This window comes from Bradyrhizobium sp. WYCCWR 13022 (assembly GCF_030435535.1).
GTDB lineage: Bacteria > Pseudomonadota > Alphaproteobacteria > Rhizobiales > Xanthobacteraceae > Bradyrhizobium.
Window position 1 is genome coordinate 568,287 of sequence record NZ_JAUIZJ010000010.1, and the last position, 24,910, is coordinate 593,196.

Here is a 24,910-nt window from a genome sequence, read left to right on the forward strand (position 1 = left end):
CGGCTTCTCTCGGGAGGATGCGATGTTGCGACCGAGTGCTGGAATCGCCGTGATGGTGCTCGCCTGCATGTTGGCGGGTGCTGCTCTTGGCAAAGGTGGACACGGTGGCGGCGGTCACGGTGGCGGGCACGGCGGTGGTCATCACGGTGGCGGGCATGGCGGTGGCCATCATGGTGGCGGGCATGGCGGTGGGCATGCGCATGGCGGCGGGCATCATGGCGGGCCTCGCTTTGCGGTCGGCGCTCGACATGGCGGTCCGAACTTCGGTCAGATCCGCAATGCGGCCGTCCGCCCGGCGAATTTCCGCAACGCGCTCAATCCGCGTTCCAGTGCCTTCCGCAACGGTCGCCTGATCAGCAATCCCGCGGCGCGCGCCCAGATCGCAGCGGCGGCAGCACTCGCCGGCTGGCATGGTGCGAGCAGCGGATGGTGGCAACATGCAGGAGGCGGTTACGGCTGGGTCGGACCGCTATTCTGGCCGTTCGCCTACAATGACCTCTACGACTACACGATCTGGGGCGACGGGCTCGGCTTCTGGGGCTACGGCTTTCAGGACATCTATGCCGGCCTGTTCGGGCCCTATGGCTATGATGGTTTGTCGGCCTATCTGCCGCCGCGACCGCAGGGACGTCGGCAAGCGCGCGGCGTTGCGCTGGATCAGCTTTGCGGCAGTGATCGCCGCGAGATCGTCGGTCTGCCGATCGACCAGATTGCCGCCGCGGTGCAGCCGACCGACGCGCAGGGTGCAAGCCTCGACGAACTCGGCAATGCCTCGACCGATGCGGCCGGGATGATCCGCGCTTCCTGTCCGACGCAAGTCGCGGCGACGGCGCCCGGCCGGCTGGCGGCGATGCAGCTGCGCATCGAGGCGATGGAGAAGGCCGTCGATCTCGTTCAACCGGCCCTCGATAAATTCTATGACTCACTCACCGACGAGCAGAAGGCGCGCTTCAATGCGCTGGCCGACGACCAGCGGCGCGCGACGGCTTCGGGCAACGCCGGGGCGTCGCTGGTCCAGAACTGCGGTGCGCCCGCTGCGCTCGACTGGCCCGGCGCCGACATCGAGGCGAGGCTTCGTCCCGACGATACCCAGCGCGCAGCGCTGCAAGTGCTTCAGGATACCAGCGCCAAGGTCGGCGCATCGCTGAAGGCGGCGTGTCAGCCGGGCGACGTAATGACGCCGCCGGCGCGCATGGCCGCGGTCCGCAAGCGGCTCGATGTCATGCTCGACGGCGTCAAGTCGGTTCGCGCGGCGCTGGAGGATTTCTACGGCACGCTGAGCGACGAGCAGAAGGCGCAGTTCGAGGCCATTGGACCGCGTCGAACATCCTGAATGCGCCCAGCGAAAGATCGTGACGTAAAAATCGTCTCGCCGATCTCGATTGGTCTCTCTATGCTGAGTTGAGCCTGAAGCGCGGCAGATCGGCGGCCGGAAGACCGCGGGTGGTGGGCGATGAAGTGGTTCGCGAAGCGGAAGGCGGCGGACATCTGGGATGAAGCGATCGAATGGCCGCTCGGCGACATCGAGGCCGCCGCGCGAATCCGGGCCATCTGTGACGCCGCGGCCCAGAGCGCCGCCGGACGTGCCCGAAACGACAAGCACGACAGTGCGCGCTATGAGCGTGCGGCAAAAGTCGCGATGGAGATCGCGATGAAGATCTCCGACAGCCTGATGCGCGACGACGCGGTGCGTCGCATCGTCGATCTCTGCATGATGGCGAACGACCTCAAGACCGCGCAGATCCTGTTCCGCGCGATCCATGCCAGCTGGATCCGCGAAACGGCGCAGCGGGATCATCCGGCGCTGGTTCAGTAACGGCGGTTACTTCGCCAGCCGGTGTACGGCCTCGTCCACGCTGTGGAAGACGTGCTCCTTCGGCAGGACATCGAACAATTCGAAGCGCTCGAACGCGTCCTGCGCGCGTACCGATTCCAGCCGAGCCAGCGCGACCGTGATGCCTTGTGCGTTACATACCTTGAAGACCTCGAGCAGTATCTGCGCGGCCGTGAAGTCGATCTCGACCATGCCGCTTGCTTCCAGAATCAGGAGTTGCGGCGTCGTCGTGCTCAGCACCTTGGTCACGTCGCTGCGGAAGCCCGGCGCGTTGAGGAAGGACAGCGGTGCTTGCAGCCCGATCACGGCAACGCCCGCGACGCGCTCACCGGTAATGTGCGGATGCGCCGGCCACCAGATCGTGGTGCCCGGCACGCGCTCGAACTCGACGAGACGTGCGCGCGTCGTGCTCCAGATGCCGTGCAGCAGCGACAGCACGATTCCGAGGAAGGCGCCCTGCTGGATCGGCAGCACGATGATCAGTGCGGCGGTGGCGACGATCAACAGGAATTCGCTGAAGGACTGGCGGTAGATCGTGACGATCTGCCTGGTGCGGATGATCCGCAAGGCGACGAACAGCAGGATGCCGCCGAGTGCCGCGTCAGGCACATGGCGCAGCAGCCCCGTTCCGAACGCGAGCAGCAGCAGCACGATCGCCGCTGCCGCAAGGCCCGCGAGCTGCGACTGTCCGCCGGTCTCGGCGACGATACCCGTGCGCGGCGGGCTGGCATTGACCGGAAACGCACCGAACAGGCCCGACAGCACGCTGCCGGCGCCGGCGCCGAGGAAGTCGCGATCGACATCGGCGGGCTTGTCGGGATCGGACGGGAAGGATCGCGTGGTGGCCGCCGTCTGCACCATCACCACCACCGTCACCACGAAGGCGAGCGGCACCAGCCGCACCCAGAGCTCGGGTGCAAGCGCGGGGAAGGTCGGTCGCGGCAGCGTGCCCGGCACTGTGCCGACGACGCTGACGCCCTTGCTCTCGAGACCGAGTGCGATCGTGGCCAGCGTCGCGGCGACGAGCCCGATCAGCGCGCCCGGAATTTTGGCGCTGATCTTCTCGGAGATGAAGACCACAGCGAGTACGCCGAAGCCGATGCAGAACGTGATCGGATTGGTGCGGCCGATCTCGCTCGCGAGCACGCCGATGCGATCGAGCGTCGGGCCGCCAGGCGATTCCAGCCCCAGCACGCCCGGCAATTGCGATACGATGATGTGGACGGAGATGCCGGCAAGGAAGCCGACCATCACCGGCATCGACAAGAGGTTCGCGATGCCGCCGAGCCGAAACGCGCCGCCGGCGAGCATCATCGCACCGACCATCAAGGCGAGCGCGATCGCGAGGCCCTGATATTCAGGTGAGCCGGCAGTTGCCACTGCGGCAAGCCCGCCGGCGAAAATCGGCGTGATCGTGGAATCGGCGCCGCAGGACAGGAAGCGGTTGCCGCCGAGCAGAGCAAAGCCGAGCGAGCCCGCCACGAAGGCGAAGAAGCCGATCTGCGGTGCGAAGCCGCCGAGCCGCGCGGTCGCCATCTGCTCGGGGATCGCAATGGCCGCGAGGGTCAGCCCCGCCATGAGATCGCCGGGCAGGGCAAAGGACGCGAGCGAGCCGAACAGCGGCCATGAGCCTTTGGTTTGAGCGTCGTTTGGCATCGATGTCGAATCCCCGAAAGCGCGTGTCGGTCGATCAGACTACAGCATTTCCGCGTTCGAGGGCGGCAGATGATGCCAGAGCTCCGCCATCAACAGAAATGTCCGCAAGCGACGCTTGCGGACACTGGTCTCTATCGCAGTGCGGCGGTCTCAGTATCTGCCGCGATCGTTGTGATAATCGCCGCCACGGCCTCCGCCGCCCATGCCCATGCCGATGCCAATCCCGATGCCGATGCCTTGCATCACCGCGCCGGGGGGCGGGCCGGGAGGCGGCGCGTGCTCGACGACGACTTCGTCAGGCGGCGGCCGGCGTTTCGGCGGCGTGTTGACGACCTTGCGCTTGGGCGGTGTGTCGTCGACGCGCTTCTTGATCACGGGCGCAACCGCCGGGTTGATGGGCGTCGCCGGCGGCGTGGGTGCAGAGCACGGACAGGTCGGCGCCATGGCGACGGCGACCGGCACTGCAGCGGCGGCAACCGGCAGGGCATAATTGCGGTTCTGAACACGGAGCAGCAGCCGGCGCGCAGTCGCGGCGAGGTCGCTGTTGTCCCAGTTCGCCAGGTAAGCCTCGAAGGAGGCGCGGGTGTTGATCGCCACCGCACGGTCCCAGGCCAGCATCTGGCGCCGGCGCTCCAGCACCGAGCGCAGGCGTGGCGTGCGGACGTCCTGCGCGTAAAGCTCGATATAGGCTTGATACGCAGGGACGGTGTCGTCGGCGATCACGAGATCATAGGCGGTCTTGGCGTCCTTGCCCTGCAGATCCTTGCGCCAGTCCTCGACGCCGCGCGTGGCGCTGGCGAGCGCCATCGAATTCGCACCCGGAGCAGACGGCTGACCGCCGCTGCCGTCGCCGAAGAATTTGAAGTCGCTCGTCAGCGACGAGCTTTCCCAGGGGATCTGCCGACCATCGGTGGATTGCGCCACCGCGATGCGGATGCGCTTGAACACTTCCTCGATCGGCAAGTTCGGTTGCTTGGCGACGGTCAGCGCTGCCGTGGTGTAGGGGCTGTCGGCGCCATTGCCGTCCTCGGCTTCCGCACCGGGCGAGGTCGAGTACGAGATGAAAGAGCCCGGCGCGCCGGCCTTGGTGTCGACGATGGCCAGCCCGTGGCCCGCACCGCTGAGTGCCGGGAACGGATTGTTACGGCAGGCATCGAGCATGAAGATGCGCGCTCGCGTCGGCAGCGCGCCGAGCGTGTTGAGCAGATCGTTCAGCCGCACACCCTGCAACGGAATGTCGGCCTCGCGCTTGGGATCGAGATCGACGGGTACGAGATAGTTCTCGCCGTCGATCTGAAGACCGTGGCCGGCGTAGAACACCAGCGCGACGGTGTCGGCGCCGCTGGTGCCGACCTTGCCGGCGAAATCCGAGATCGCCTGACGCATCTCGTTCTGCGCGAGGTTCGGCGCCGCGGTGACGGCGAAGCCGGCATTGCCGAGCAGTTCGGCCATGCCCCTGGCGTCATTGGCGGCGTTGGGCAGTTCCGGCACCGTGCGATAGGCTGACTGGCCGATCACCAGCGCAAGCCGCGCTTCGGCCGCGGCCTGGGTCGGTGTCATCAACTGGGCGAAGGCAAGGAGGCCGGAGGCAAAGATCAGATTGCAAAGGACTGGACGGCGCATGGCGTCACCTCCATCGGCAATGGCGCGAGGATGTCACCTTTTCTAGTCGTCTGCCATTGCCCTGTCTGTGCGCTAGCTCACGCTCGAGCATGATCCGGCAAAGTGTGCTGCGGTTTTCCAAAGTTCGTGCCTAAACAACAACCTAAAGCGCGATGACCATTCGTCGTGCTTTAGGCGTGCGGCAAAATGGGGCAGGGGCCCTGCCTGAGCCGACGCGTTGCGCCGTGCGATGTCAGAATAGTCCGCGGTCCCAGGGTGTAACAGGTGCAAAGCGTGCGGCGAGGAAATCGATGAAGGCGCGCACCTTCGCCGGCGGCCGTCGATCGGGCAGGTAGACCGCATGCACCGCGGAGGATTGCATCTCCGGCTGGTCGAGCGGCAGCGCAACCAGCGTGCCGGCGCGCAAGTCATCGGCGACGATGAATGTCGGCTGACGCGCAAGGCCAAGGCCGGCCAGTGTTGCCGCGCGCAGCGCATCGCCATTGTTGGCACGCAGATTGCCGGAGACTTGAACACGGATCTCGCCGTCCGCGCCGAACAGCCATTCCGCCGCGCTTGCCTGCTGCGAGAGCGTGTAGCCAAGGCAATTATGTGCGGCGAGGTCGGCCACGCTGCGCGGCGTACCGTGCTTCGCGAGATAGGAAGGCGCGGCGCAGACGACGAGGCGGTTCGGCGCCAGCTTTCGCGCCACCATGCTGGAGTCGCGTAAGCGTCCGATACGGATGGCGAGGTCCCACCCTTCCTCGGCGAGATCGACGAGGCGATCATTGAGGCCAAGCTCGATCGTGACCTCAGGATGGCGCTCCGAGAAGTCCGCAATCAGTGGCGCGATCTGGCGCGTGCCGAACACGACGGGCACGTTGACCCGCAACGAACCGCGCGGCTCGACGCGCTCGCGCGCGACCGCGGCATCGGCCGTCTCCATGTCGGCGAGAATCCGCTCGGAGGATTCAAGATAGAGTCGACCGGCCTCGGTGATCGACAGCCGCCGCGTGGTGCGGTGGAACAGTTTGACGCCAAGCCGCAACTCCAGCGAGGCGACGTGCTTGGTCACCATGGTTTGCGACAGCCCCATCGCCCGGGCGGCGCCGGACAGGCTGCCGTTTGCCGCGACCTTGGCGAAGACTTCCAGGCTGGTCAGGCGGTCAAGCATCTATCTCACTCTAATGGTGTGAGGTATATTTCCAAAATAGCAGATTATCATTCCCCTGAGAATAGATCATTGATCGGCCAACAATGGAGACCGCTATGATCGATTCCCGTACCGCTCCCTACGCCGCGCTGGTGCTGCGCGTGACCCTGGGGGCGCTGTTCCTGGCCCATGCCAGCTTGAAACTGTTCGTTTTCACGCCCGCCGGGACTGCAAAGTTCTTCGGCAGCCTCGGCTTCCCGCCTGAACTCGCCTATCTCGTGATGACTGTGGAAGTTCTCAGCGGTATTGCCCTGATCCTCGGCGTCTGGACCCGCTATGCCGCGCTGGCCGGCATTCCCGTCCTGCTTGGCGCGATCTTCACGGTGCATGGTGCGGCCGGCTTTTTCTTCACCAACCCGAAGGGTGGCTGGGAATTTCCCGCGTTCTGGGCGATCGCGCTGGTCGCGCAGGCGCTGCTCGGCGACGGGGCCTTCGCACTGCGGCCCTCGCGCGATGTCGAGGCGGCGAGCGGACAGCTGAGCGTCGCGCCGTCGCGCTGATCCGCTCTATCGATGAAATGAAAGAGCTGCGGGATCTCGGTCCCGCAGCTTTTTGCTGCGCAGCCATCAATCTGCGTTCGGCATTGATCCATACCTGAATTGGATCGATCTGCGTCAATCTTGCATAGCCTTCGCTCGGCCGCGATGCGGCATGATCGAAAACATCGGCAAATATAGGCGTTCCGCTACGATCTGTGCCGTTGCGCCTGCCGCTCGCGCGCCCGCATCTCCCCGGCCGCAAGCCTTGCCTGCCCCGTCGCTTTGGCCATACAGTCCGCGCAACAGGCCGTGGCAACGACTGCGGCCAACGAACAATAAATATTGGGGAGAGACACCATGACCATCGTGCCCTTCAGCCGTCGCACGTTCATCAAGTCGTCGACGGCGGTGACCGCCGGCCTCGTGCTCTCTCCCGCCATCATCGGCCGCGCCGAAGCGGCAACGCTGAAGCTGAAATGCTCCTCCTCGCTGCCGAACGATCCCAAATTCGCCAACGGCCGCGTCTACTACGACAACCTCGTGAAGCAGATCAAAGCCAACGGCCTCGGCGAGCAGGTCGAGGTCGCCTTCTTCCCCGATAACCAGCTCGGTCAGGAAATCGACGTCATCAATTCGGTGAAGCTCGGCGTCATCGACCTCATGGTGTCGGGCTCGTCGATCTCGGCCAATCTCGTGCCGCTGGTCGGCACCTACGACCTCGGCTTTCTGTTCGCGAGCTTCCCGCAGCAGACCAAGGCGTTCGATGCCGGCGCCGCCAAGCCGATCGAGGACGCCCTGCTCAAGGGCAGCAACATCCGCATCATCGCCTGGGCCTATAATTTCGGCTCGCGCAGCGTGCTTGCGAAGAAGCCGGTGAAGACGCCGGAGGATCTCGCCGGACTCAAGATCCGCACGCTGCCCAATCCCGTCATCACGGAATGCCTGCGCCTGATGGGCGCGGCCGCAACCCCGCTGGCCTTCGGCGAAATCTACACGGCGTTGCAGGCCGGCGTGCTTGACGGCCTCGAGCACGATCCGCCGACGATTCTCGCCAGCAAGTTCTACGAGACGGCAAAATCCTACGCGCTGACCCAGCACAATTTCTCGCCGCTTGCGATCTACTTCAGCGACATGACCTTCAACCGCATGGATCCGAAGCTCCGTGAAGGCTTCCTCGACGCGGCGAAGAAGGCCGCGGTCGACACGCGCGCCCATGGGCTTGCGGTCGAGAAGGAGGCGCTGGCGGCTCTGACCGAGAAGGGCGTGACCGTGGCCGAATGCGACCGCGAGGCGTTCAAGAAGCGCGTGGCGCCCCAGATCGAGAACTTCATCAAGGCGCGGCCGGAATCCAAGGCCGTCATCGACATCATTCGCTCGACTCAAGCCTGAGATGGCCAAATCCGGGTTGGCCAGATCCGAGTTGACGGTGTCGGAAGCCGTGGCGCTCTCGGGCGGTCGACACGGGAGCATTGCGCTGCTGCTTCGTTGCAGCGACGCGATCGCGGCCATCTTGCTGGCCGCCGATCTCGCGGTCGTGTGCGGCTCCGTGCTGCTGCGCTTCTTCTTCAATGCGCCGGTCGAGTGGTCCGACGACGTCGCGCGCGGCTTGATGGTCGGATCGGCCTTCTTCGGCGCGGCGAGCGCGCTCGCGCGCGGCGAGAATGTCGGCGTGTCCTTCTTCCGCGATCTGCTGCCGGGGCAACTGCGTACGCTCGTCGATGCCGCGAGCGCGGTGCTCGTCGTGCTGATCTCCGGCTATGTCGCCTACAACGCGATCAAGCTGGGATCGCTGACATCAGGACAGACCACCGGCTCGGGCCTGCCGCTGGAGCTCACCTTCTACCCGATGGGGATCGGCGCGCTGTTCATGACGGTGTTCGCGATCGATCACCTCTGCGCCAGGCCGCTTCCTGACATTGCAAGGGGGCTCGCTGCGGTCGCCGTCGTGACCGCCCTCTATCTCGCCTGGGATCATCTCTCTCCGTCATCGGTGCCGTCGGCGGGCGCGCTGATGCTGGTCGGCTTCTTCGCGACGTTGTTCGGCGGTCTGCCGATCGGCTTCGCGCTGGCGCTGGCCGCGCTGATCTTCATCTGGGTCGAGGGGGCGCTGCCCGGTGTCATCTTCGCCCAGCAGATGGCGCGCGGCATCGACAATTTCGTGCTGCTGGCGATCCCGTTCTTCATCCTGGTCGGCTACCTCATGGAAGCCAACGGCATGTCGGTGCGATTGATCGAGCTGTTGCAGCGTGCGGTCGGCCGCATGCGCGGCGGCCTGAACGTCGTGATGGTGGCATCGATGGTGCTGTTCTCCGGCATCTCAGGCTCGAAGATGGCCGATGTCGCGGCCGTCGGCTCCGTGCTGATCCCGGCGGCGCGCCGCTCGAAGCAGAATCCGGGCAGCGCGGTGGCATTGCTCGCGGCGTCCGCGGTGATGGCGGAAACGATCCCTCCGTGCATCAATCTGATCATCCTGGGCTTCGTCGCAAACCTCTCGATCGGCGGCCTGTTCATGGCGGGGCTGCTGCCGGCGGCGCTGATGGCGGCGGTGCTGATCGCCTTCTCCATCATCTTCGGCAAGACGCCTGACGACGCCGAGGAGGTCGAGCCGCAGGTTCCGGTGTCGGGCCTGTGGAGCGGTGCGGTCGCCTCGTTTGGTCTGATCTTCATGATCTTCTTCGGCTTCAAGAGCGGCTTTGCGACGGCCACGGAAATCTCGGCCTTTGCGGTCGCCTACGCGCTCGTGGTCGGCAGCGTCGTGTTTCGCGAGCTCAGCTTCAGATCGGCCGCGCATAGTTTCGTGCAGGCGGCGACGCGTGCCGGGCTGGTGCTGTTCATCGTCGCCGCCGCGCAGTCGCTGGCCTTCACGCTGACCTTGCAGCAGGTGCCGCATGCGGTCGGCGACTTCATGCTGGGACTTTCCAAGACGAGCGGAACCTGGCTGTTCATCCTGCTCGCCATCGCCGTGCTGATCGTGATGGGCTCGGTGCTGGAGGGCGCGGCCGCGCTGATCATCTTCGGGCCGTTGCTGTTGCCGGTCGCGGTGCAGCTCGGCATCGATCCCCTGCATTTCGGCGTCGTGCTTGTCATCGCGATGGGCGTCGGCCTGTTCGCGCCGCCGCTCGGGCTTGGCCTCTACGGCGCCTGCCTGATCGGCAACGTGCCGATCGAGCAGACGGTGAAGCCGATCCTGGGCTATCTCGGCCTGTTGTTCCTCTGCCTGCTCGTCATCGCCTTCGTGCCGTGGCTGAGCACCGCGTTGCCGCGCGCATTCGGCTACTGAGGGAGTGTTGCCGTGAAAGTCCTGCTGGCTCATACACCGGAGATGCGTCGCAATTATTACGGCGATCGCAGCCTGAATGGCCTGCGTGCGATTGCCGACGTGATCCTGCACGAGGGCGATCAGGCGCTGGATTCCGCGAGCCTCGTCAGTGCTGCGAAGGACGCCGACATAATTGTCGCCGATCGCATGACCGAAGGCCGCGGCGAGATTTTTGCGCAATTGCCGCGCCTGCGTGCCTTCGTTCGCTGTGCCGTCGATATCAGGAACGTCGATGTCGATGCCGCCTCGCAAGCCGGCGTGCTGGTGACGCGTGCCGGTCCCGGCTTCGTGCAGGCAGTCGCCGAGCTCGCGGTCGGCTTCATGGTCGATCTCTCCCGCGGCGTGTCGCGGGCCACCGCCGACTACCAGGCCGGCCGCAAGCCGGAGGCGCGGATGGGCCGCCAGCTCGCCGGCAGCACGATCGGCATCATCGGCTATGGCAGCATCGGGCGATATCTCGCCGAGATCGCCAAGGTGATGCGTATGGAAGTGCTGGTCTCCGATCCCTTCGCGACCGTTGCCGACGGCGCCATCAGGCAGGTCACGCTCGATGAGCTCCTGGCCGCATCGGACTACGTCGTCTGCCTCGCCATCGCCAACGAGCAGACCGAGAAACTGATCGGGGAGGCGGCGCTGGCGCGCATGCGGAAGCAAGCCGTCTTCATCAACCTGTCGCGCGGCAATCTCGTCGACGAAGCCGCGCTCGCGAAGGCGTTGCTGGAGAACCGCATCGCCGGTGCTGCGATGGATGTCGGCCGCGCACCCGACCAGATGCCGACGCCGGAGCTGGCAAAGCTGACCAACGTCGTCGCCACGCCGCATGTCGGCGGGCTGACGCCGCAGGCGATCGAATATCAGTCGCTGGAAACCGTGCGGCAGGTCGAGGCGATCATCAAGGGCGAGGCCCCGCAGGGCGCCGTCAACGCCGAGCGCTGGACGCGGCGGCCGTGAACTGTCCTACAGCCGGTCGATCGCCTTGAACGTGCCGTCCTTCCGGATCACCGTCAAGAACACCTTTGGCGGCGTCTCCATCGCACGCACGCCGACGGTGACGATGCTGCCGCTGATGTCGAAGCGGCCGACCTCGTTGATGGTGCGCAGCAGGCCCGCGCGGGTCGGGTCAGGTCCGGTCTTTTCCAGCGCGGCTGCCGCGAGGCGGCCGGAGAGATAGCCTTCGAGCGAGACGAAGTCCGGTGCCAGCGTCGGATCGAACGCGCTCTGTGCAGCCTGGTAGTCGGCGACGAGCCTGATCGAGCGATCCCAGGGAAACGGCACGACCTGCGCGACGACGACGCCTTCGCCGTCCGGGCCGAGCTCCTTGGCGAGCGCGGTGGCGCCGACGAAGGAGATGTTGGCGAAGGTCGGATAGACGCCGCTACGGTGCGCGAGCTTGATGAACTCTGCACTGGGTCCATAGGTCCCGACCATGACGATAGCCTCCGGCTCGGCGCGCTTGATCGTGCGCCAGGCAGCGCCGACCGCGCGGGTGTTGCGTTCGAAGGTGCCTTCGGCGGCGAGTTCGAGGCCGCGCCTGGCGAGCGCGTTCTTCACACCCGTGAGGCCGTCACGGCCGAAGGAATCGTCCTGGTAGAAGATGCCGATCCGGGTGAAGTGGCGGTCCTCGACGAGATGCTTGATCAGCGTTTCGGTCTCGGCGCCGTAGCTTGCGCGGATGTTCACGACGTTGGCGAGTTCGAGGTCGCGCAGGAATTTGGCTCCGCTGAACGGTCCGATGAAAGGGATATCGCGAGCGCTCGTTATCGGAATCGTCGCCATTGCAGTCGGCGTGCCCACCGCACCGATCAGCGCAAACACCTTGTCGTCGTCGATCAGCCGCAGCGTCTGCGCCACCGAGCGGTCGGGGTCGTAGCCGTCGTCGCGGCTGATCAATTGCAGCTTGCGCCCGTGGATTCCGCCCTTGGCGTTGATTTCGGTGAACGCCGCGACGATGCCATACCGGAGCCGCTGCCCGAGCGCCGAAGACGGACCTTCGAGCGCGGCCGCCTGACCGAACAGGATTGCGTCGTCGCTCACGCCGACCTCGCCGGCTCTGGCCGCGAAGGCGATCGCGGCCAGCAACACGGAGATCAGAACGAGGCGTGTCGCCGATCGAAGTCGAGTCATTTGAAAGTCACGTCGGACGCTGGGAAAGACCTGCGCAATGTAACCCGGCAGGCTGAATCGCGGACTAATCTGGAGCGCGATGCGGCCCCCGTAGTACTCCGGGTAAAACCGGCAGTTTAGGCGAGATGTGCGCCTTCACGCCTGCATTTCGTTAACTACCCGGTGCAATGCGGGAAGGCCGGGTTCCGAAATTGGGCAGTTCTTAACCGCGGTCCTTGTCCGATGGCCATCCCGGCGGCTCAACCAGAAGTTCAGTCCGCCGCGGAGAGGGGACGACGGCTTCGGAAATGGGCGATCGCGATCAGAATGATCAGGATCGGAAACGTGCGACCGCGCGGCGTCTCGCGACGTTGATCGGGCTCCATCGTCCTGCGCTCGTGGCAGCCGGCGTCGGCCTGCTGTTCTCGCTGGCGGGCGCCGCCGCGGTGGCGCGATGGGAAGATCGCGTCAACAAGCTCGAATTCGAAAACGCGGCCGAGACCGAATCGATCGTCATGCAGAACGGCATGAGCGAATATATCAGCCGGCTCGTAGCATTGCGGACCCTGTTCGAGTCGGCCAACGACGAAATCACCCGCAGCGAGTTCGAGACCTTCAGCGCCCGCCTGTTCGAACGCCATCCGGGCATGTTGCGCGTCGCCTGGCTGCCGCTCGTCAACCGCAAGGAGCGGGCCGAGTACGAGGCCGCCGCGGTCGCCGACGGCATCTCCAGCTACCATATTAAATCGCTTCAGGGCGACAAACTCGCGATTGCTCCCCAGAGCGACGAATATTTTCCCGTCTTCTACTCGACCCAACCGAAGACCTCGCCCGTCTATGGAATGGACTACGGAAGTGTTCCGGAACGTCGTGTTGCGCTTGAACGCGCGCGTGACAATGACCGGATCGTTGCGATCCGCGGACCGCTCTATGCTGTGCGTGAGACGGGCCACCAGCACGACGTGATCGTCTCCGTGCCCGTCTATGCCAAAGGCACCTCGCGTGACACGATCGCGGACCGTCGCCGCAACCTCGCGGGCTACGTCGTCGGCGTGTTCGACCTGCCGCTGTTGATGCAGGCCATTCGCGTGACGACCGGGGCAAACCCTGCGGTGAGCATCAACATCTATCCGCCCTTCACGGGACGGATTGTCAGTCTGGCGGAGACTCTCCCCGACTTTGCATCGGCGACCACGGCGCCGCGATCGATGCGCGACGTGGCCCGAGGAAGGCATTGGTCGGGCCATCTCAGGATCGGCGATGCCGACTGGCAGGTCCGCGCAATGCCGGCCGCCGGCGGTGCGCTGGAGACGAGTTATGATCGCGCGGGCGCCGTGCTGATCGTCGGCATGCTGCTGACGCTGTCGCTGTCGACCTATCTGATGCTCGCCAGCCGCAATTCGCGGCGGCTCTCGCTGGCCAACCGGCGCGTGCTGGAGCTGGCGCAAACCGATGTGTTGACCGGATTGCCGAACCGCGCCTTCTTCCTCTCCCGGCTCGACGATCTGAACGGCCAGCTGGAGGACGGCGGCGGCTGGACCTTCTCGATCCTGATGCTCGATCTCGACCGTTTCAAGAACGTCAACGATTCCCTCGGCCATGGCGCCGGCGATGCGCTGTTGCGCCTGGTGGCGCAGCGGCTGAAATCCGCGGTGCGCGCCACCGACGTGCTGGCGCGGCTCGGCGGCGATGAGTTCGCCGTCATCCAGGAAGGCTGCGAGGATCAGCGCGCTTCATCGACCGAGCTGGCGGCGCGGATCGCCAAGCTGGTCGCCGAACCGTTCCTGCTGCCGGGACATCGCGTCGAGATCGGTACCAGCATCGGCATTGCGATCGCGCCGGATCACGGCAGCGACCAGGAGCAACTGCTGAAGAAGGCCGACCTCGCGCTCTATCGTTCGAAATCGGCGGGCCGCAACTGCTTCACCATCTATGACGAGGCGATGTCGGTCGAGCTCGAGGCGCGCAACACGCTGGAAGGCGATCTGCGCGATGCCATCGCGCGCTGCCAGCTCGAGGTGCACTATCAGCCGTTCATGGATGTCGGCGCCGGTGTGCGGCGCGGCTTCGAGGCGCTGGTGCGCTGGCGGCATCCGGTCCGCGGCCTGATCCCGCCGGATCAGTTCATCGCGCTCGCCGAAGAGACCGGGCTGATCGTGCCGCTGGGTGAGTTCGTGCTGCGCCGCGCCTGCGCCGATGCGGCGGACTGGCCGTCCGACCTGATGGTCGCGGTGAACCTGTCGCCGATCCAGTTCAAGGAAGCCGATCTGTTCGACGTCATCTGCGCGGCCTTGCGGGATTCCGGCCTGTCGCCGCAACGGCTCGAGATCGAGATCACCGAATCCGTCCTGCTGGAGCGCGGCGCGGAGAACCACGCCTTCATGCAGCGGCTCAAGAACATCGGCATCGAGCTCGCGCTCGATGATTTCGGCACCGGCTACTCCTCGCTGAGCTATCTCACCGCGTTTCCGTTCGACAAGATCAAGATCGACAAATCGTTCATCCGCAGCCTCACGCATCAACCGCGCTCCTCCGCCATCATCTCCTCGATCGTGACCCTGGCGCGCGGGCTCGACATGTCGGTCACCGCCGAGGGTGTCGAGACTTCGGAGGAGTTCGAGCGGCTGAAGGCGCTCGGCGTCAATTTCGCGCAAGGCTATCTGTTCGGCCGCCCGCAGCCGATCGACCAGATCGGGCTCGACGCGCCGGCCGAGGGCTCGCAGCGCGACGCGGCCTGACGCTGCCACGCAACCGGCCTTCGCGAAATTCGCTTGACCGGCGTGCGCCCAGATGGTCCGAAGGACCGTCCAGGGATGAATAAGAAAATGCGGCTTCGATTCTTCTACGGCTGGGTCGTGGTCGCCGTGACCTTCGTCACCATGGCCATCGGCGTCAACGCACGCACCTCGTTCTCGCTGTTCTTTCCGCCGATCCTGTCCGAATTCGGCTGGGAGCGCGGCGTCACCGCGGGCGCCTTCTCATTCGGTTTCGTGGCGTCCGGGGTGGCGAGCCCCCTGATCGGCCGGCTGATGGATCGCGCCGGGCCGCGCGCGGTGATGGAGCTCGGCGTCGCGCTGATGGCCGGCGGGCTGCTGCTCGCGCCGTTCACCACCCAGCCCTGGCATCTCTATCTGACGATCGGTGTCATGGTCGGTGCCGGTTCCGTGTGCCTCGGCTATTCCGGCCAGTCCCTGTTCCTGCCGAACTGGTTCATCCGCAAGCGCGGCTTTGCCATCGGCATCGCCTTTGCCGGCGTCGGCGTCGGTTCGGTGACGCTGCTGCCGTGGGTGCAGCACATGATCGAGCAGACCGGCTGGCGCACCGCCTGTACCGCGATGGGCCTGATGATCCTGATCGTGCTGGCGCCGATCAATCTGCTGCTGCACAAGCGTCCAGAGGACATCGGCCTCCAGCCGGACGGCGACGCTGCGCCGGCGGCGGGTGCCGCGAAGCCGGTTTCCAACGTCGTCGATCCCGTCTGGGCCGCCACCGACTGGACGCTGAGGCGGGCGGTTGCGACCACGCGCTTCTGGTGGATCGCGCTCGGCTATTTCTGCGGCCTGTACATCTGGTACGCTGTGCAGGTGCACCAGACCAAATTCCTGCTCGACATCGGCTTCAGCCCTGGTGTCGCGGTATGGGCGCTCGGCGCCGTCAGCCTGCTCGGAATTCCCGGGCAGATTTTCCTCGGCCATATCTCCGATCGCATCGGTCGGGAAGCAGTCTGGGCGATCAGCTGCGCCGGCTTCGCGATCTGCTTCGTGGCGCTGATCGCGCTGAAATACCAGCCGTCGTTCTGGCTGGTCTGGCTGATGGTGTTCACGCAAGGCGCGCTCGGCTACGGCCTCACCTCGATCATGGGCGCAGTCGTGTTCGAGATCTTCCAGGGCCGCCATCAGGGCAGCATATTCGGCATGATCATGCTTGCGGCGCTGGCGGGCGGGGCGGCCGGCCCCTGGTTGACGGGTCTGCTCTACGATCGCGCCGGCGACTACACGCTCGCCTTTGCCATCGCCATCGTCGTCAGCGGCCTGTCGGCGCTGTCGGTCTGGCAGGCTTCGCCCGGCAAGGTGCGGGCCGTGGCCGGCCGGTTGCACAAGCTCCAGGCGGGAACCGGCGCAAGCTAGGTTCCTTCTGCACCGGATTACCTTCGTATCCTTCGCGGAATGTTAAGCATGTCGCGGCTTGGCTGCGTGCGAGCCGGTTGCAAGAACGTCTTGGACACCATCGACGCGTTAACTTGGGACGGATTGCCGCATTTTCTCGATGCTGCCGGGTCCAACGATGACTGCTTCCGACTGCCCCGTGACGGACATGCCAGACGTGCTGCGCGCGGCGTTCGAATGCGCCGACGACGGCATCGTCATCGTCGATGGCGCGCATCGCATCACCCATTTCAACGCCGGCGCTGAGCGGATCTGGAGGCTCGCGCGCGCCGACGTGCTCGGCAGCGATTCGCAAATCCTCTCACTCAAATGCCTTCAGGCCGATCCAGTCGTTGATTTTCGTGACGAGATCAGCCTGGTGCGGCGCGACAGCAGCCGGATCAAGGTTCTGATTGCACTGTCGTCGGCGACGATCGAGGGCGTCAGCCATCACATCGTGTTTGCACGCGACGTCACCGCCGAGGCCGAGCGTCGCGTCAGGATCGGGCTGCTCAACGCGGTCTCCGACCAGACCAATCGCGCGGTGATCATCACCGACGTCGAGCAGAACATCCGTTACGTCAATTCGTCCTTCACGACGCTGTTCGGCTACACCAGCGGCGAAGCCGAGGGGCGGCGCGCAGGCGAACTGATCGCCGGCTGCCACACCAACCGCACGGCGATTGCGAAGCTGGTCAAGCGGCTGCTCGACGGCGGCCGGCGCGGCGAGGTCGAAACGCTGGTCTATACCAAGGACGGCGAGGAGATCTGGGTCTCTGCCCGGGTCGACGCCTTCCGCGACAAGAACGGCCGCGTCAAGCACATCTTCGCGTTGCTCGAGGACATCACCGAGAGCAGGCAATTGCGCTCGCTGCAGCAGCTCATCATGAGCGCGCTCGCCGACGAGGTGCCGATCACCGAGATCGCCGACCGGCTGTGCCGCCGCGTCGAGCAGATTGCGCCTGACGTCGTCTGCTCGCTGCTCCATGTCGATTCCGCAGGTCTGATCCATCCGCTCGGCGGTCCGAGCCTGCCGGATGATTATTCCCGCGCACTGGACGGCATCCCGATCGGCCCCAATGTCGGCTCCTGCGGCACCGCGGCATTCTATGGCGAGCCGGTGCTGGCCGAAGATCTCGACACCGATCCGCGCTGGCAGCCCTACAAGGCCATGCCGCTCGAAGTCGGGCTTCACGCCTGCTGGTCGACACCGATCAAGGCCAAGGACGGCCGTGTCATCGCCACCTTCGCCTTCTACTTCCGTGAGCCGCGCGCACCGAGCAACTGGCACCGGCGCATCGTCGATGCCTGCGTCAACCTCGGCGCCTTCGCGATCGAGCGCAAGGAGGCGCGTGCCGAGATCGCGCGGCTCGCCTATCACGACATCCTCACCGGCCTGCCGAACCGCGCGCAGCTGCGGCACCTGATCACGACCGCGATCGATGCCTGTCCGACCGGCGGGCATGTCGCACTCGCCTTTCTCGACGTCGATCATTTCAAGGACGTCAACGACACGCTCGGCCACGCCGCCGGCGACGAGCTGCTGATCCAGCTGGCGCAGCGCCTGCGTGAGCAGATCGGTCCCGAGGACATGCTGGGCCGCCTCGGCGGCGACGAATTCGTCATCCTGCTGCCCAGCCGAAATGCCGAGGGCGCCGAGCGCGTGGCGGCCGGGATTGCCGAGGCGCTGGCTGCGCCCTTGCGGCTCGGATCGAAGCTGATGCCGTTGTCGGCCAGCATCGGCATCAGCCTCTATCCCGATCATGCCACCGACATCGACACGTTGATGCAGCAGGCCGACGCCGCCATGTACATGGCCAAGCAGGCCGGACGTTCGACCCATCGGATGTTCTCTGCCGAGATGAACGGCCTCGCCGAGCAGCGGCTGGCGATGATCGCGGCGCTGCGCCGTGCCATCGCCGACAATGCGCTGAGCCTGAGCTACCAACCACAGATCCGCAGCGGCGACGGCGCCATCCACGGCGTCGAGGCGCTGGCACGCTGGCACGATGCCGCGCTCGGCGATGTCTCGCCGGCAAGGTTCATTCCGCTCGCGGAAGAATGCGGCCTGATCGAGCAGATCGGGCTGTGGTCGGTGCGCGAGGCCTGCCGGCAGATGGCGAGCTGGCGCAGCGCAGGACTCAACATTCCCTCCGTCTCGGTGAATCTGTCGCCGATCAATTTCCGCAACGTCACGCTGGCCGCGCGGCTCGAGGACATCCTCGCCGAATACCAGCTGCCGCCGGATGCGCTGATGCTGGAGATCACCGAAGGCACCTTCATGCAGGACGGCGCCGCCGCGCTGGAGACGATGCACGCGATCCGTGCGCTCGGCATTGGCCTGTCGGTCGACGATTTCGGCACCGGCTATTCCAGCCTCAGCCGCCTCGCGCATCTGCCGATCCGCGAGCTGAAGATCGACCGCAGTTTCATGCGCGACATCGAGAAGGATGCCGGCGCGCTGGCGATCGCCACCGCCGTGGTGCGCGTAGGCCAGGGCCTCGGCATGACCGTCGTCGCCGAAGGCGTCGAGACCGAGGGCCAGCGCAAGATGCTGGCCGAGCTCGGCTGCGACGTCGTCCAGGGCTTCCTCTACGCCCCCGCGCTCGCGCCTGTCGCCTTCGAGCGCTGGCTGATCGAGCATTGCGCCGAGCAGGCGAGGGCGATGCTCGGCCGGCTCGATGTCAGGCCGGTGGATCTTAGTGCGGTGAAGCGATCGGCTTAGGCGACCACTTTCTTTTCATGAGCTAAAGTCCGTCGCCAATCCCGTCCTGCGCCGCAAATCCGTGATCGCGCGCAAGAAGCTGTCGGCCGGCGTGGTCTCAGGGTCGATCAGGCGGTGAAGGCGGAAGCCGTCGTCCAGCGCCAGCACGACGGAGGCCATCCAGGGCGGGTTCAGCGTCTCGCCCTTGGCGCCGTCCTTCAATGTCGCCTCGATGATGTCGGCGATCAGCTTGCGTCGCGCCCGCAGGCGCTTGGCGAGTTCGGGCCGGCGCTTCTCGGCGCGTGCGACGAACAGGATCATCTCGATATGCAGGAGGGGCGAGCGGGCGAGGGGATCCTGCCGGCCGAGATCCATCGTCTTCAAGGCTGCGATGAAGTCGTCCAGATTTTTGTGCCGCGCCAGGATCTCCATGTTGCGCCGGATCGATCGCTCGACATGGTCCTCGAGCATGGCAAAGATCAGTTCGTCCTTGCTCCCGAAATTCGAATAGAACGCGCCGCGGGTGAAGCCCGCCTCCGCCGCGATCGCCTCGATGCTGGCGCCGCCGATGCCGTCCTGTTCGAACACGCGTGCGGCCGCCTCGAACAGCGCCTCGCGCGTGTCGTCCCTGGTCGGTCTGGTTCTTACCCTTGACATCGAGCCATTTTAGGGCAGAATGCAACTCGATACAACAATGTATCGAGTTGATAATTCACAGGGATGGTTACGCCGGGCTTCGGGGCAGGCCTCGCGTATCGTGTCATGCGGCAACCGATGTGAGGTCACCGTGAACGAGCAAGTGCAACCCGCAGGCGGACCGCTGTTCAACCCGCTGTCGCCGGACTTCATCCGCGACCCCTATCCGCATTACGAACGGCTCCGTACGATCGATCCGATTCATGTGACGCCGTTCGGCCAGTTCGTCGCCAGCCGCCACGCCGACGTCAGCCTGGTGATGCGCGACAAGCGCTTCGGCAAGGATTTCGTCGAGCGCTCCAAGCGCCGCTACAGCCCCGAGATCATGAACGAGCCGGTGTTCCGCAGCATGAGCCATTGGATGCTGCAATCCGATCCGCCCGATCACACCCGCCTGCGTGGCCTCGTCGTGAAGGCCTTCACCGCCCGCCGCGTCGAGGACATGCGGCCGCGCATCCAGGAGATCGTCGACCAGGCGATCGATGCCGTGATCGACCGCGGCCACATGGACCTGATCGAGGATTTCGCCTTCCGCCTGCCTGTCACCGTCATCTGCGAGATGCTCGGCATTCCCGAGGATCATCGCGAGGTCTTCTACAAGAGCTCGCGCGACGGCGGGCGGCTGCTCGATCCGGTGCCGCTCTCGCCCGAGGAGATCGCCAAGGGCAACGCCGGCAACATGATGGCGCAGATGTATTTCCAGCAGCTGTTCGAGCTGCGCCGCCGCAATCCCGGCGACGACCTCATCACCCAGTTGGTGCAGGCCGAGGAAGACGGCAACAAGCTCACCAACGAGGAGCTGACCGCCAACATCATCCTCTTGTTCGGCGCCGGCCACGAGACCACCGTCAACCTGATCGGCAACGGCCTCCTGGCGCTCCATCGCAATCCGGACCAGCTCGCGCTGTTGAAGGCGCAGCCGGACCTGATCACCAACGCGATCGAGGAGTTCCTGCGCTACGATTCCTCGGTGCAGATGACCGGGCGTGTCGCGCTGGAGCAGATCGACGATCTCGGCGGCAAGACCATCCCCAAGGGCGAGACCGTCCTTTGCCTGCTTGGCTCTGCCAATCATGATCCGGCGGTCTATCCCGACCACCCCGACAGGCTCGACATTACCAGGCCGAACGTTCGGCCGTTGTCGTTCGGGGGCGGCATCCATTTCTGCCTGGGTGCCCAATTGGCGCGGATCGAGGCCGAGGTCGCCATCGCCACGCTGCTGCGGCGGCTGCCGGATTTGCGCATCGACGACGTCGAAAACCCGGAATGGCGCCCGACCTTCGTGCTGCGGGGCCTGAAGCAGCTTCCGGCCAGCTGGTAGGCCGGGGGCGCGTTAACCTCCGTGCGCAACAGTCGCTGTGACTTCGCCACACTTCCCCCTATATAAGGGGCAGTTCCGGCGCGCCTGAAGCTTGGTTTGTCAGCTTGGGTTTGACCCGGGTGCCGGATTGGCCGAGGGGAGACCCGTGCAGACGACGCTGCTCGGATTGGCGATTGCCTTCATCTTAGCGCTGCTGGCCGCGCTGATCGGGCCTTATTTCATCGACTGGAACCAGTTCAGGCCCCAGTTCGAGGCGGAAGCGACCCGGATCATCGGCGTGCCCGTGCGCGTGGCGGGTGAGCTCGATGCGCGGCTCCTGCCGGCGCCGACGCTGCGGCTGCGCTCGGTGACCTTCGGCGGCAACAATGATCTCGGCCGGTTGCGCGCCGACAAGCTCGATGTCGAGTTCAGCCTGAGCTCGCTGATGCGGGGCGAGTGGCGCGCCACGGAGCTCTCGGTCGGCGGCATGGCGGTGGATCTCGGTCTCGACGCCAAGGGCAAGGTCGACCTGCCGTCCACCGCGAGCGGCACCTTCAATCTCGCGTCCCTCGCCATCGAGCGGCTCAACCTGAGCGGCCGTATCGCGCTTCACGACGCCGCCAGCCGCTCGACGCTCGAGCTCAACGACATCGTCTTCTCCGGCGATGTCCGCTCGCTCGCAGGCTCGGTGCGGGGCGACGGCAACTTCACCGCCAACGGGGTGCGCTATCCGTTCCGCGTCTCCTCCGGCCCCAGCCCAGACGGCAGCGCCACCCGCGTGCACCTCAACATCGATCCCGGCGAGCGCGCCGTCCTCGCCGATCTGGAAGGTGTCCTCGCCTTTGACAACCGCCAGCCGAAATTCGACGGCGCGCTGACGCTGGCCGTGCCGCCGACGAAGAAGCCGGGCGAGGCGGGGCCAACGCCGTGGAAGGTCGCCGCGAAACTCAAGGCCGATCCGGCCGGCGCCAAGTTCGACCAGATCGACGCGAGCTTTGGCCCCGAGGACTCCGCGTTGAAAGTCGGCGGCGTCGGCGACCTCAGGTTCGGCGCCTCGCCGCTGCTCCGCGCGGTGCTGTCGGCGCGGCAGGTCGATGCCGACAAGCTTGCCGGCCGCGACGATGCCGAACCGTTGCGCATCCTGCCGGCCCTGCGCGCAGGCCTTGCCGCAATCCCGCAGGCGCCGATCCCGGCGCAGATCGAGTTCAACTCCGACCAGATCATGCTGGGCGGCCGTCCGCTCCAGAACATCACGACCGAGCTTCAGACCGATGGCCGCTCCTGGACGTTCCGGCGGCTCGATCTGCGCGCACCCGGCATGACGCAGCTCTCGCTCAACGGCGCCACGCCCGGCGCCGACAGCTTTAGCGGCCGCCTCAGCGTCGAATCGTCCGATCCCGATACGCTGGTGGCCTGGCTGCAGGGGCGCAACGAAGTTGTCAGGCGTAGCACGCGGCCGCTGCGCCTTGCCGGCGAGGTGACGATCGAGGCGAACCATCTCGCCATCGACAGGCTGAAAGCCGACATCGAAGGCGGCACCGTCGAGGGCCGCATTGCCTTCGTGCAAACAGGCGCCAGCAAAGGCTCGCGGATCGATGCCGACCTGAAGGCGGATCGTCTCGACCTCGACGCCGCCGCGAGCTTTGTTCGCGCGCTCGCAGGTCCCCAGGGCGAATGGCCGGAGGACGCAAAACTCTCGCTCGACATCGGCCGGGCGATATCGGCCGGCCAGGAACTGCGCCCGTTCGCGGCGAAGCTCGGCTACGGTCCGACCTCGCTGTCGCTGGAGCAATTGCGGTTCGGCCAGGCCAACGGCGTGACCACGGAGGCAAGCGGCAGCTTTGACCGCACCAAAGCCACCGGCAGATTGGCCCTGAAATCCTCCGCGAATTCGCTGCGCGATCTCACCGCGCTGCTCGAGCCGATCGCCCCTGCGGTGCGTGCCCGACTCGATGCCATCCCGGCATTGTCGGGCGCGACGCACCTGAAGCTCGACCTCAGCCTCGACAAGAATGCCGAACATGCCGATCGCAGCGATGCCCGCGCCGTGTTCGACCTCGATGCGCCGCAGCTCAAGGCCACCGCGACCCTCGCCGCGCAGACGCCCGTGGCGGCGGTCAACGGCATCGACGTCGAGAAATTGCGCAACAGCGACTTCACGCTGGAGTCGAAAGTCTCGGCGCCGCAGGCCGCCGTTCTGACGGCGCTGCTCGGCCTCGATCGCATCGTCGCTGCGGGCGAAGGTGCCTCGCAGATCGAGGGCAGGCTGAGCGGCTCGTGGCGCAGGCCGCTGCAACTGAACGTCAAGGTCAGCGGCGGCGGGCTCGATGCGGATGCGAAAGGAAGCATCGAATTGTCGGCGCCGGAGCCGAAGGGCAGCGTGAATCTGCGCGTGCGCAACGCCGATCTGGCGCCGCTGTTCGGGACCGGCCCGGCCGACAAATCGGCGCGGAACGTGAGCCTGTCGTCACGCGTCAATCTCTCCGGCAATCGCCTGAGCTTCGACGACCTCGACAGCACGGCATCCGGCTCGCATCTGCGCGGCCACCTCGCCATGACGCTCGACGCGGAGAAGAGCGTCGATGGCGAAGTCGGGCTCGACACGCTCGATCTGGCGCCGGCGCTCGCGCTTGCCGTCGGCGCGGCCGGGCGTGACAGCGGCGAGCCGCTGAGTGCCGGGCTCGTCAGCGGCTGGCGCGGCCGCGTCGCGTTCCAGGCCTTGCGCGGCAGCCTGCCCGGCGGAATCGAGATCCGCCCCTTCAGCGGCATGCTGAGGAGCGACGGCCAGTCGCTCGCGCTCGACGCGCTCAAGGGCAGCCTCGGTGGTGGCGAGATGACGGCAAGTCTCGATGCGCGCAACGGCCCGAACGGCCTGGCGTTGAACGCGCATCTCGATCTCACCAATGTCGATGCGGCCTCGCTGCGCTATCGCGATCTGGCGCTGCCCAAGGGGCGCGCCTCGGTGCAGATGACGCTGACGAGCCAGGGCCGCAGCGTCTCGGCACTGACGGGAGCGCTCGCCGGCAACGGCACGGTGACGCTGGATTCGGCGGAGATCGGCGGCCTCAACCCGCGCGCGTTCGAGATCGCCATCCGCGCCAGCGACGGCGGGCAGGTGAGCGACGATAACCGATTGCGTCAGCTCGTCGAGCCGGCATTGTCGGCTCCGATTGCGGTCGCCTCCGCACAGATTCCGTTCACGATCCGCGACGGCCGCCTGCGCGTCGGCGCAACCCCGCTCGAGGCGAAGAACGCCCGCGCCATCGTCTCCGGTGGCTACGACATTCCCGCCGACCAGGCCGATATCCGCGCCAGCCTGACGCCGATCATGAACGGCCTTTCCGGCGCCCCGCCGGAGATCCAGCTGTTTGCGGCGGGTCCCCCCGACAAGCTCAGCCGCACCGTCGATCTCACGCCGCTGTCGTCCTGGCTTGCGGTGCGCACGATCGATCGCGAGACGCGCCGGCTGGATGCGATCGAGCGCGGCGAGCCGCCGCCGGCGACGGCCGCGCTGCCAACGCTGGTCTCGCCCGAGCCCGCAGCTGAGCCGCCGTTGACCGACGTGCCGATGCCCGGCCGCGATCCCCGCCGCGCGCCACCGAAGGCGAAGGTTGAACCCAAGGTCGCACCAATGCCGAAGCCGCCACTTGCGGCGCCCGCCGGGCCAAGCGTGCCGCTGGCACGCCAGCAGGTCGCACCCTTACCGCCGCCGATCGAGGTGCGTCCCGCTGCGGTCCCGCCGCCCCCAAAGCCCCGGCCGAAGCCGCCAATGGTGCTGACGCCGCAGAATCCGTAGACCATTTCCGTCATGCCCGGGCTTGTCCCGGGCATCCACGTTCTTGGGTGCCGTGCTGCGAGG

Annotated in this window: 16 protein-coding genes; 11 read left to right on the plus strand and 5 right to left on the minus strand. The window is 66.1% G+C overall.

What is annotated here, in order from left to right:
• Positions 1 to 22: 22 nt before the first annotated feature.
• Positions 23 to 1,333: a Spy/CpxP family protein refolding chaperone gene (locus QY049_RS18390; RefSeq protein WP_194480189.1), complete on the plus strand. Its 1,311-nt coding sequence runs from the start codon at positions 23 to 25 to the stop codon at positions 1,331 to 1,333.
• Positions 1,334 to 1,453: 120 nt separating this feature from the next.
• Positions 1,454 to 1,816, plus strand: a complete 363-nt coding sequence (locus tag QY049_RS18395; protein WP_194480191.1) for a hypothetical protein — start codon at positions 1,454 to 1,456, stop codon at positions 1,814 to 1,816.
• Between the two features lie 6 nt (positions 1,817 to 1,822).
• Here QY049_RS18395 and QY049_RS18400 read toward each other — a convergent pair whose 3' ends face one another.
• The 3 genes from QY049_RS18400 to QY049_RS18410 form a co-directional block, all read right to left on the minus strand.
• Complete coding sequence (locus QY049_RS18400; RefSeq protein WP_194480193.1) at positions 1,823 to 3,490, minus strand: SulP family inorganic anion transporter; 1,668 nt, start codon at positions 3,488 to 3,490, stop codon at positions 1,823 to 1,825.
• A gap of 150 nt (positions 3,491 to 3,640) precedes the next feature.
• Positions 3,641 to 5,113, minus strand: coding sequence for a caspase family protein (locus QY049_RS18405; protein ID WP_194480195.1), 1,473 nt, complete (start codon positions 5,111 to 5,113; stop codon positions 3,641 to 3,643).
• A gap of 232 nt (positions 5,114 to 5,345) precedes the next feature.
• Positions 5,346 to 6,266 carry a LysR family transcriptional regulator gene (locus QY049_RS18410; protein ID WP_194480196.1) on the minus strand — a complete coding sequence of 307 codons (921 nt, stop codon included), beginning with the start codon at positions 6,264 to 6,266 and terminating at the stop codon, positions 5,346 to 5,348.
• A gap of 95 nt (positions 6,267 to 6,361) precedes the next feature.
• On the opposite strand from QY049_RS18410, the gene QY049_RS18415 reads away from it, so the two are divergent.
• From QY049_RS18415 to QY049_RS18430, 4 genes are all read left to right on the plus strand, one after another.
• Positions 6,362 to 6,805: a DoxX family protein gene (locus tag QY049_RS18415; RefSeq protein WP_194480198.1), complete on the plus strand. Its 444-nt coding sequence runs from the start codon at positions 6,362 to 6,364 to the stop codon at positions 6,803 to 6,805.
• Between the two features lie 336 nt (positions 6,806 to 7,141).
• On the plus strand, positions 7,142 to 8,173 hold the full coding sequence (locus QY049_RS18420; protein WP_194480200.1) for a TRAP transporter substrate-binding protein: 1,032 nt from the start codon (positions 7,142 to 7,144) through the stop codon (positions 8,171 to 8,173).
• 1 nt (position 8,174) lies between these two features.
• Positions 8,175 to 10,064 carry a TRAP transporter large permease subunit gene (locus QY049_RS18425; RefSeq protein WP_246755716.1) on the plus strand — a complete coding sequence of 630 codons (1,890 nt, stop codon included), beginning with the start codon at positions 8,175 to 8,177 and terminating at the stop codon, positions 10,062 to 10,064.
• 12 nt (positions 10,065 to 10,076) lie between these two features.
• The gene (locus QY049_RS18430; RefSeq protein WP_194480204.1) at positions 10,077 to 11,054 is read left to right on the plus strand and encodes a hydroxyacid dehydrogenase; all 978 of its coding nucleotides are present in this window, start codon (positions 10,077 to 10,079) and stop codon (positions 11,052 to 11,054) included.
• Positions 11,055 to 11,060: 6 nt separating this feature from the next.
• On the opposite strand, the gene QY049_RS18435 is transcribed toward QY049_RS18430, so the two are convergent.
• On the minus strand, positions 11,061 to 12,227 hold the full coding sequence (locus QY049_RS18435) for an ABC transporter substrate-binding protein (protein ID WP_194480206.1): 1,167 nt from the start codon (positions 12,225 to 12,227) through the stop codon (positions 11,061 to 11,063).
• A 287-nt stretch (positions 12,228 to 12,514) separates the two neighbouring features.
• On the opposite strand from QY049_RS18435, the gene QY049_RS18440 reads away from it, so the two are divergent.
• The 3 genes from QY049_RS18440 (at position 12,515) to QY049_RS18450 (ending at position 19,076) form a co-directional block, all read left to right on the plus strand.
• The gene (locus QY049_RS18440) at positions 12,515 to 14,944 is read left to right on the plus strand and encodes an EAL domain-containing protein (protein ID WP_194480208.1); all 2,430 of its coding nucleotides are present in this window, start codon (positions 12,515 to 12,517) and stop codon (positions 14,942 to 14,944) included.
• A gap of 87 nt (positions 14,945 to 15,031) precedes the next feature.
• Positions 15,032 to 16,333 (plus strand): MFS transporter, encoded by a 1,302-nt coding sequence (locus tag QY049_RS18445; RefSeq protein WP_194482620.1) that lies wholly within the window; start codon positions 15,032 to 15,034, stop codon positions 16,331 to 16,333.
• Positions 16,334 to 16,490: 157 nt separating this feature from the next.
• Positions 16,491 to 19,076: an EAL domain-containing protein gene (locus QY049_RS18450; protein ID WP_194480209.1), complete on the plus strand. Its 2,586-nt coding sequence runs from the start codon at positions 16,491 to 16,493 to the stop codon at positions 19,074 to 19,076.
• A 15-nt stretch (positions 19,077 to 19,091) separates the two neighbouring features.
• On the opposite strand, the gene QY049_RS18455 is transcribed toward QY049_RS18450, so the two are convergent.
• Entirely contained in the window at positions 19,092 to 19,712 is a 621-nt protein-coding gene (locus tag QY049_RS18455; protein WP_194480211.1) for a TetR/AcrR family transcriptional regulator, read from the minus strand.
• Between the two features lie 130 nt (positions 19,713 to 19,842).
• On the opposite strand from QY049_RS18455, the gene QY049_RS18460 reads away from it, so the two are divergent.
• Both QY049_RS18460 and QY049_RS18465 read left to right on the plus strand, forming a co-directional pair.
• Complete coding sequence (locus tag QY049_RS18460) at positions 19,843 to 21,072, plus strand: cytochrome P450 (RefSeq protein ID WP_194480213.1); 1,230 nt, start codon at positions 19,843 to 19,845, stop codon at positions 21,070 to 21,072.
• Positions 21,073 to 21,217: 145 nt separating this feature from the next.
• On the plus strand, positions 21,218 to 24,847 hold the full coding sequence (locus QY049_RS18465; RefSeq protein ID WP_194480215.1) for an AsmA family protein: 3,630 nt from the start codon (positions 21,218 to 21,220) through the stop codon (positions 24,845 to 24,847).
• Positions 24,848 to 24,910: the final 63 nt, after the last annotated feature.

Bases quoted from the DNA above. Each gene is read 5' to 3' on its own strand.
- QY049_RS18390 (WP_194480189.1), top strand. From the start codon at position 23: ATGTTGCGACCGAGTGCTGGAATCGCCGTGATGGTGCTCGCCTGCATG.
- QY049_RS18415 (WP_194480198.1), top strand. From the start codon at position 6,362: ATGATCGATTCCCGTACCGCTCCCTACGCCGCGCTGGTGCTGCGCGTG.
- QY049_RS18400 (WP_194480193.1), bottom strand. From the start codon at position 3,490: ATGCCAAACGACGCTCAAACCAAAGGCTCATGGCCGCTGTTCGGCTCG.
- QY049_RS18450 (WP_194480209.1), top strand. From the start codon at position 16,491: ATGACTGCTTCCGACTGCCCCGTGACGGACATGCCAGACGTGCTGCGC.
- QY049_RS18435 (WP_194480206.1), bottom strand. From the start codon at position 12,227: ATGACTCGACTTCGATCGGCGACACGCCTCGTTCTGATCTCCGTGTTG.
- QY049_RS18410 (WP_194480196.1), bottom strand. From the start codon at position 6,266: ATGCTTGACCGCCTGACCAGCCTGGAAGTCTTCGCCAAGGTCGCGGCA.
- QY049_RS18455 (WP_194480211.1), bottom strand. From the start codon at position 19,712: ATGTCAAGGGTAAGAACCAGACCGACCAGGGACGACACGCGCGAGGCG.
- QY049_RS18425 (WP_246755716.1), top strand. From the start codon at position 8,175: ATGGCCAAATCCGGGTTGGCCAGATCCGAGTTGACGGTGTCGGAAGCC.
- QY049_RS18405 (WP_194480195.1), bottom strand. From the start codon at position 5,113: ATGCGCCGTCCAGTCCTTTGCAATCTGATCTTTGCCTCCGGCCTCCTT.
- QY049_RS18445 (WP_194482620.1), top strand. From the start codon at position 15,032: ATGCGGCTTCGATTCTTCTACGGCTGGGTCGTGGTCGCCGTGACCTTC.
- QY049_RS18440 (WP_194480208.1), top strand. From the start codon at position 12,515: ATGGGCGATCGCGATCAGAATGATCAGGATCGGAAACGTGCGACCGCG.
- QY049_RS18420 (WP_194480200.1), top strand. From the start codon at position 7,142: ATGACCATCGTGCCCTTCAGCCGTCGCACGTTCATCAAGTCGTCGACG.
- QY049_RS18395 (WP_194480191.1), top strand. From the start codon at position 1,454: ATGAAGTGGTTCGCGAAGCGGAAGGCGGCGGACATCTGGGATGAAGCG.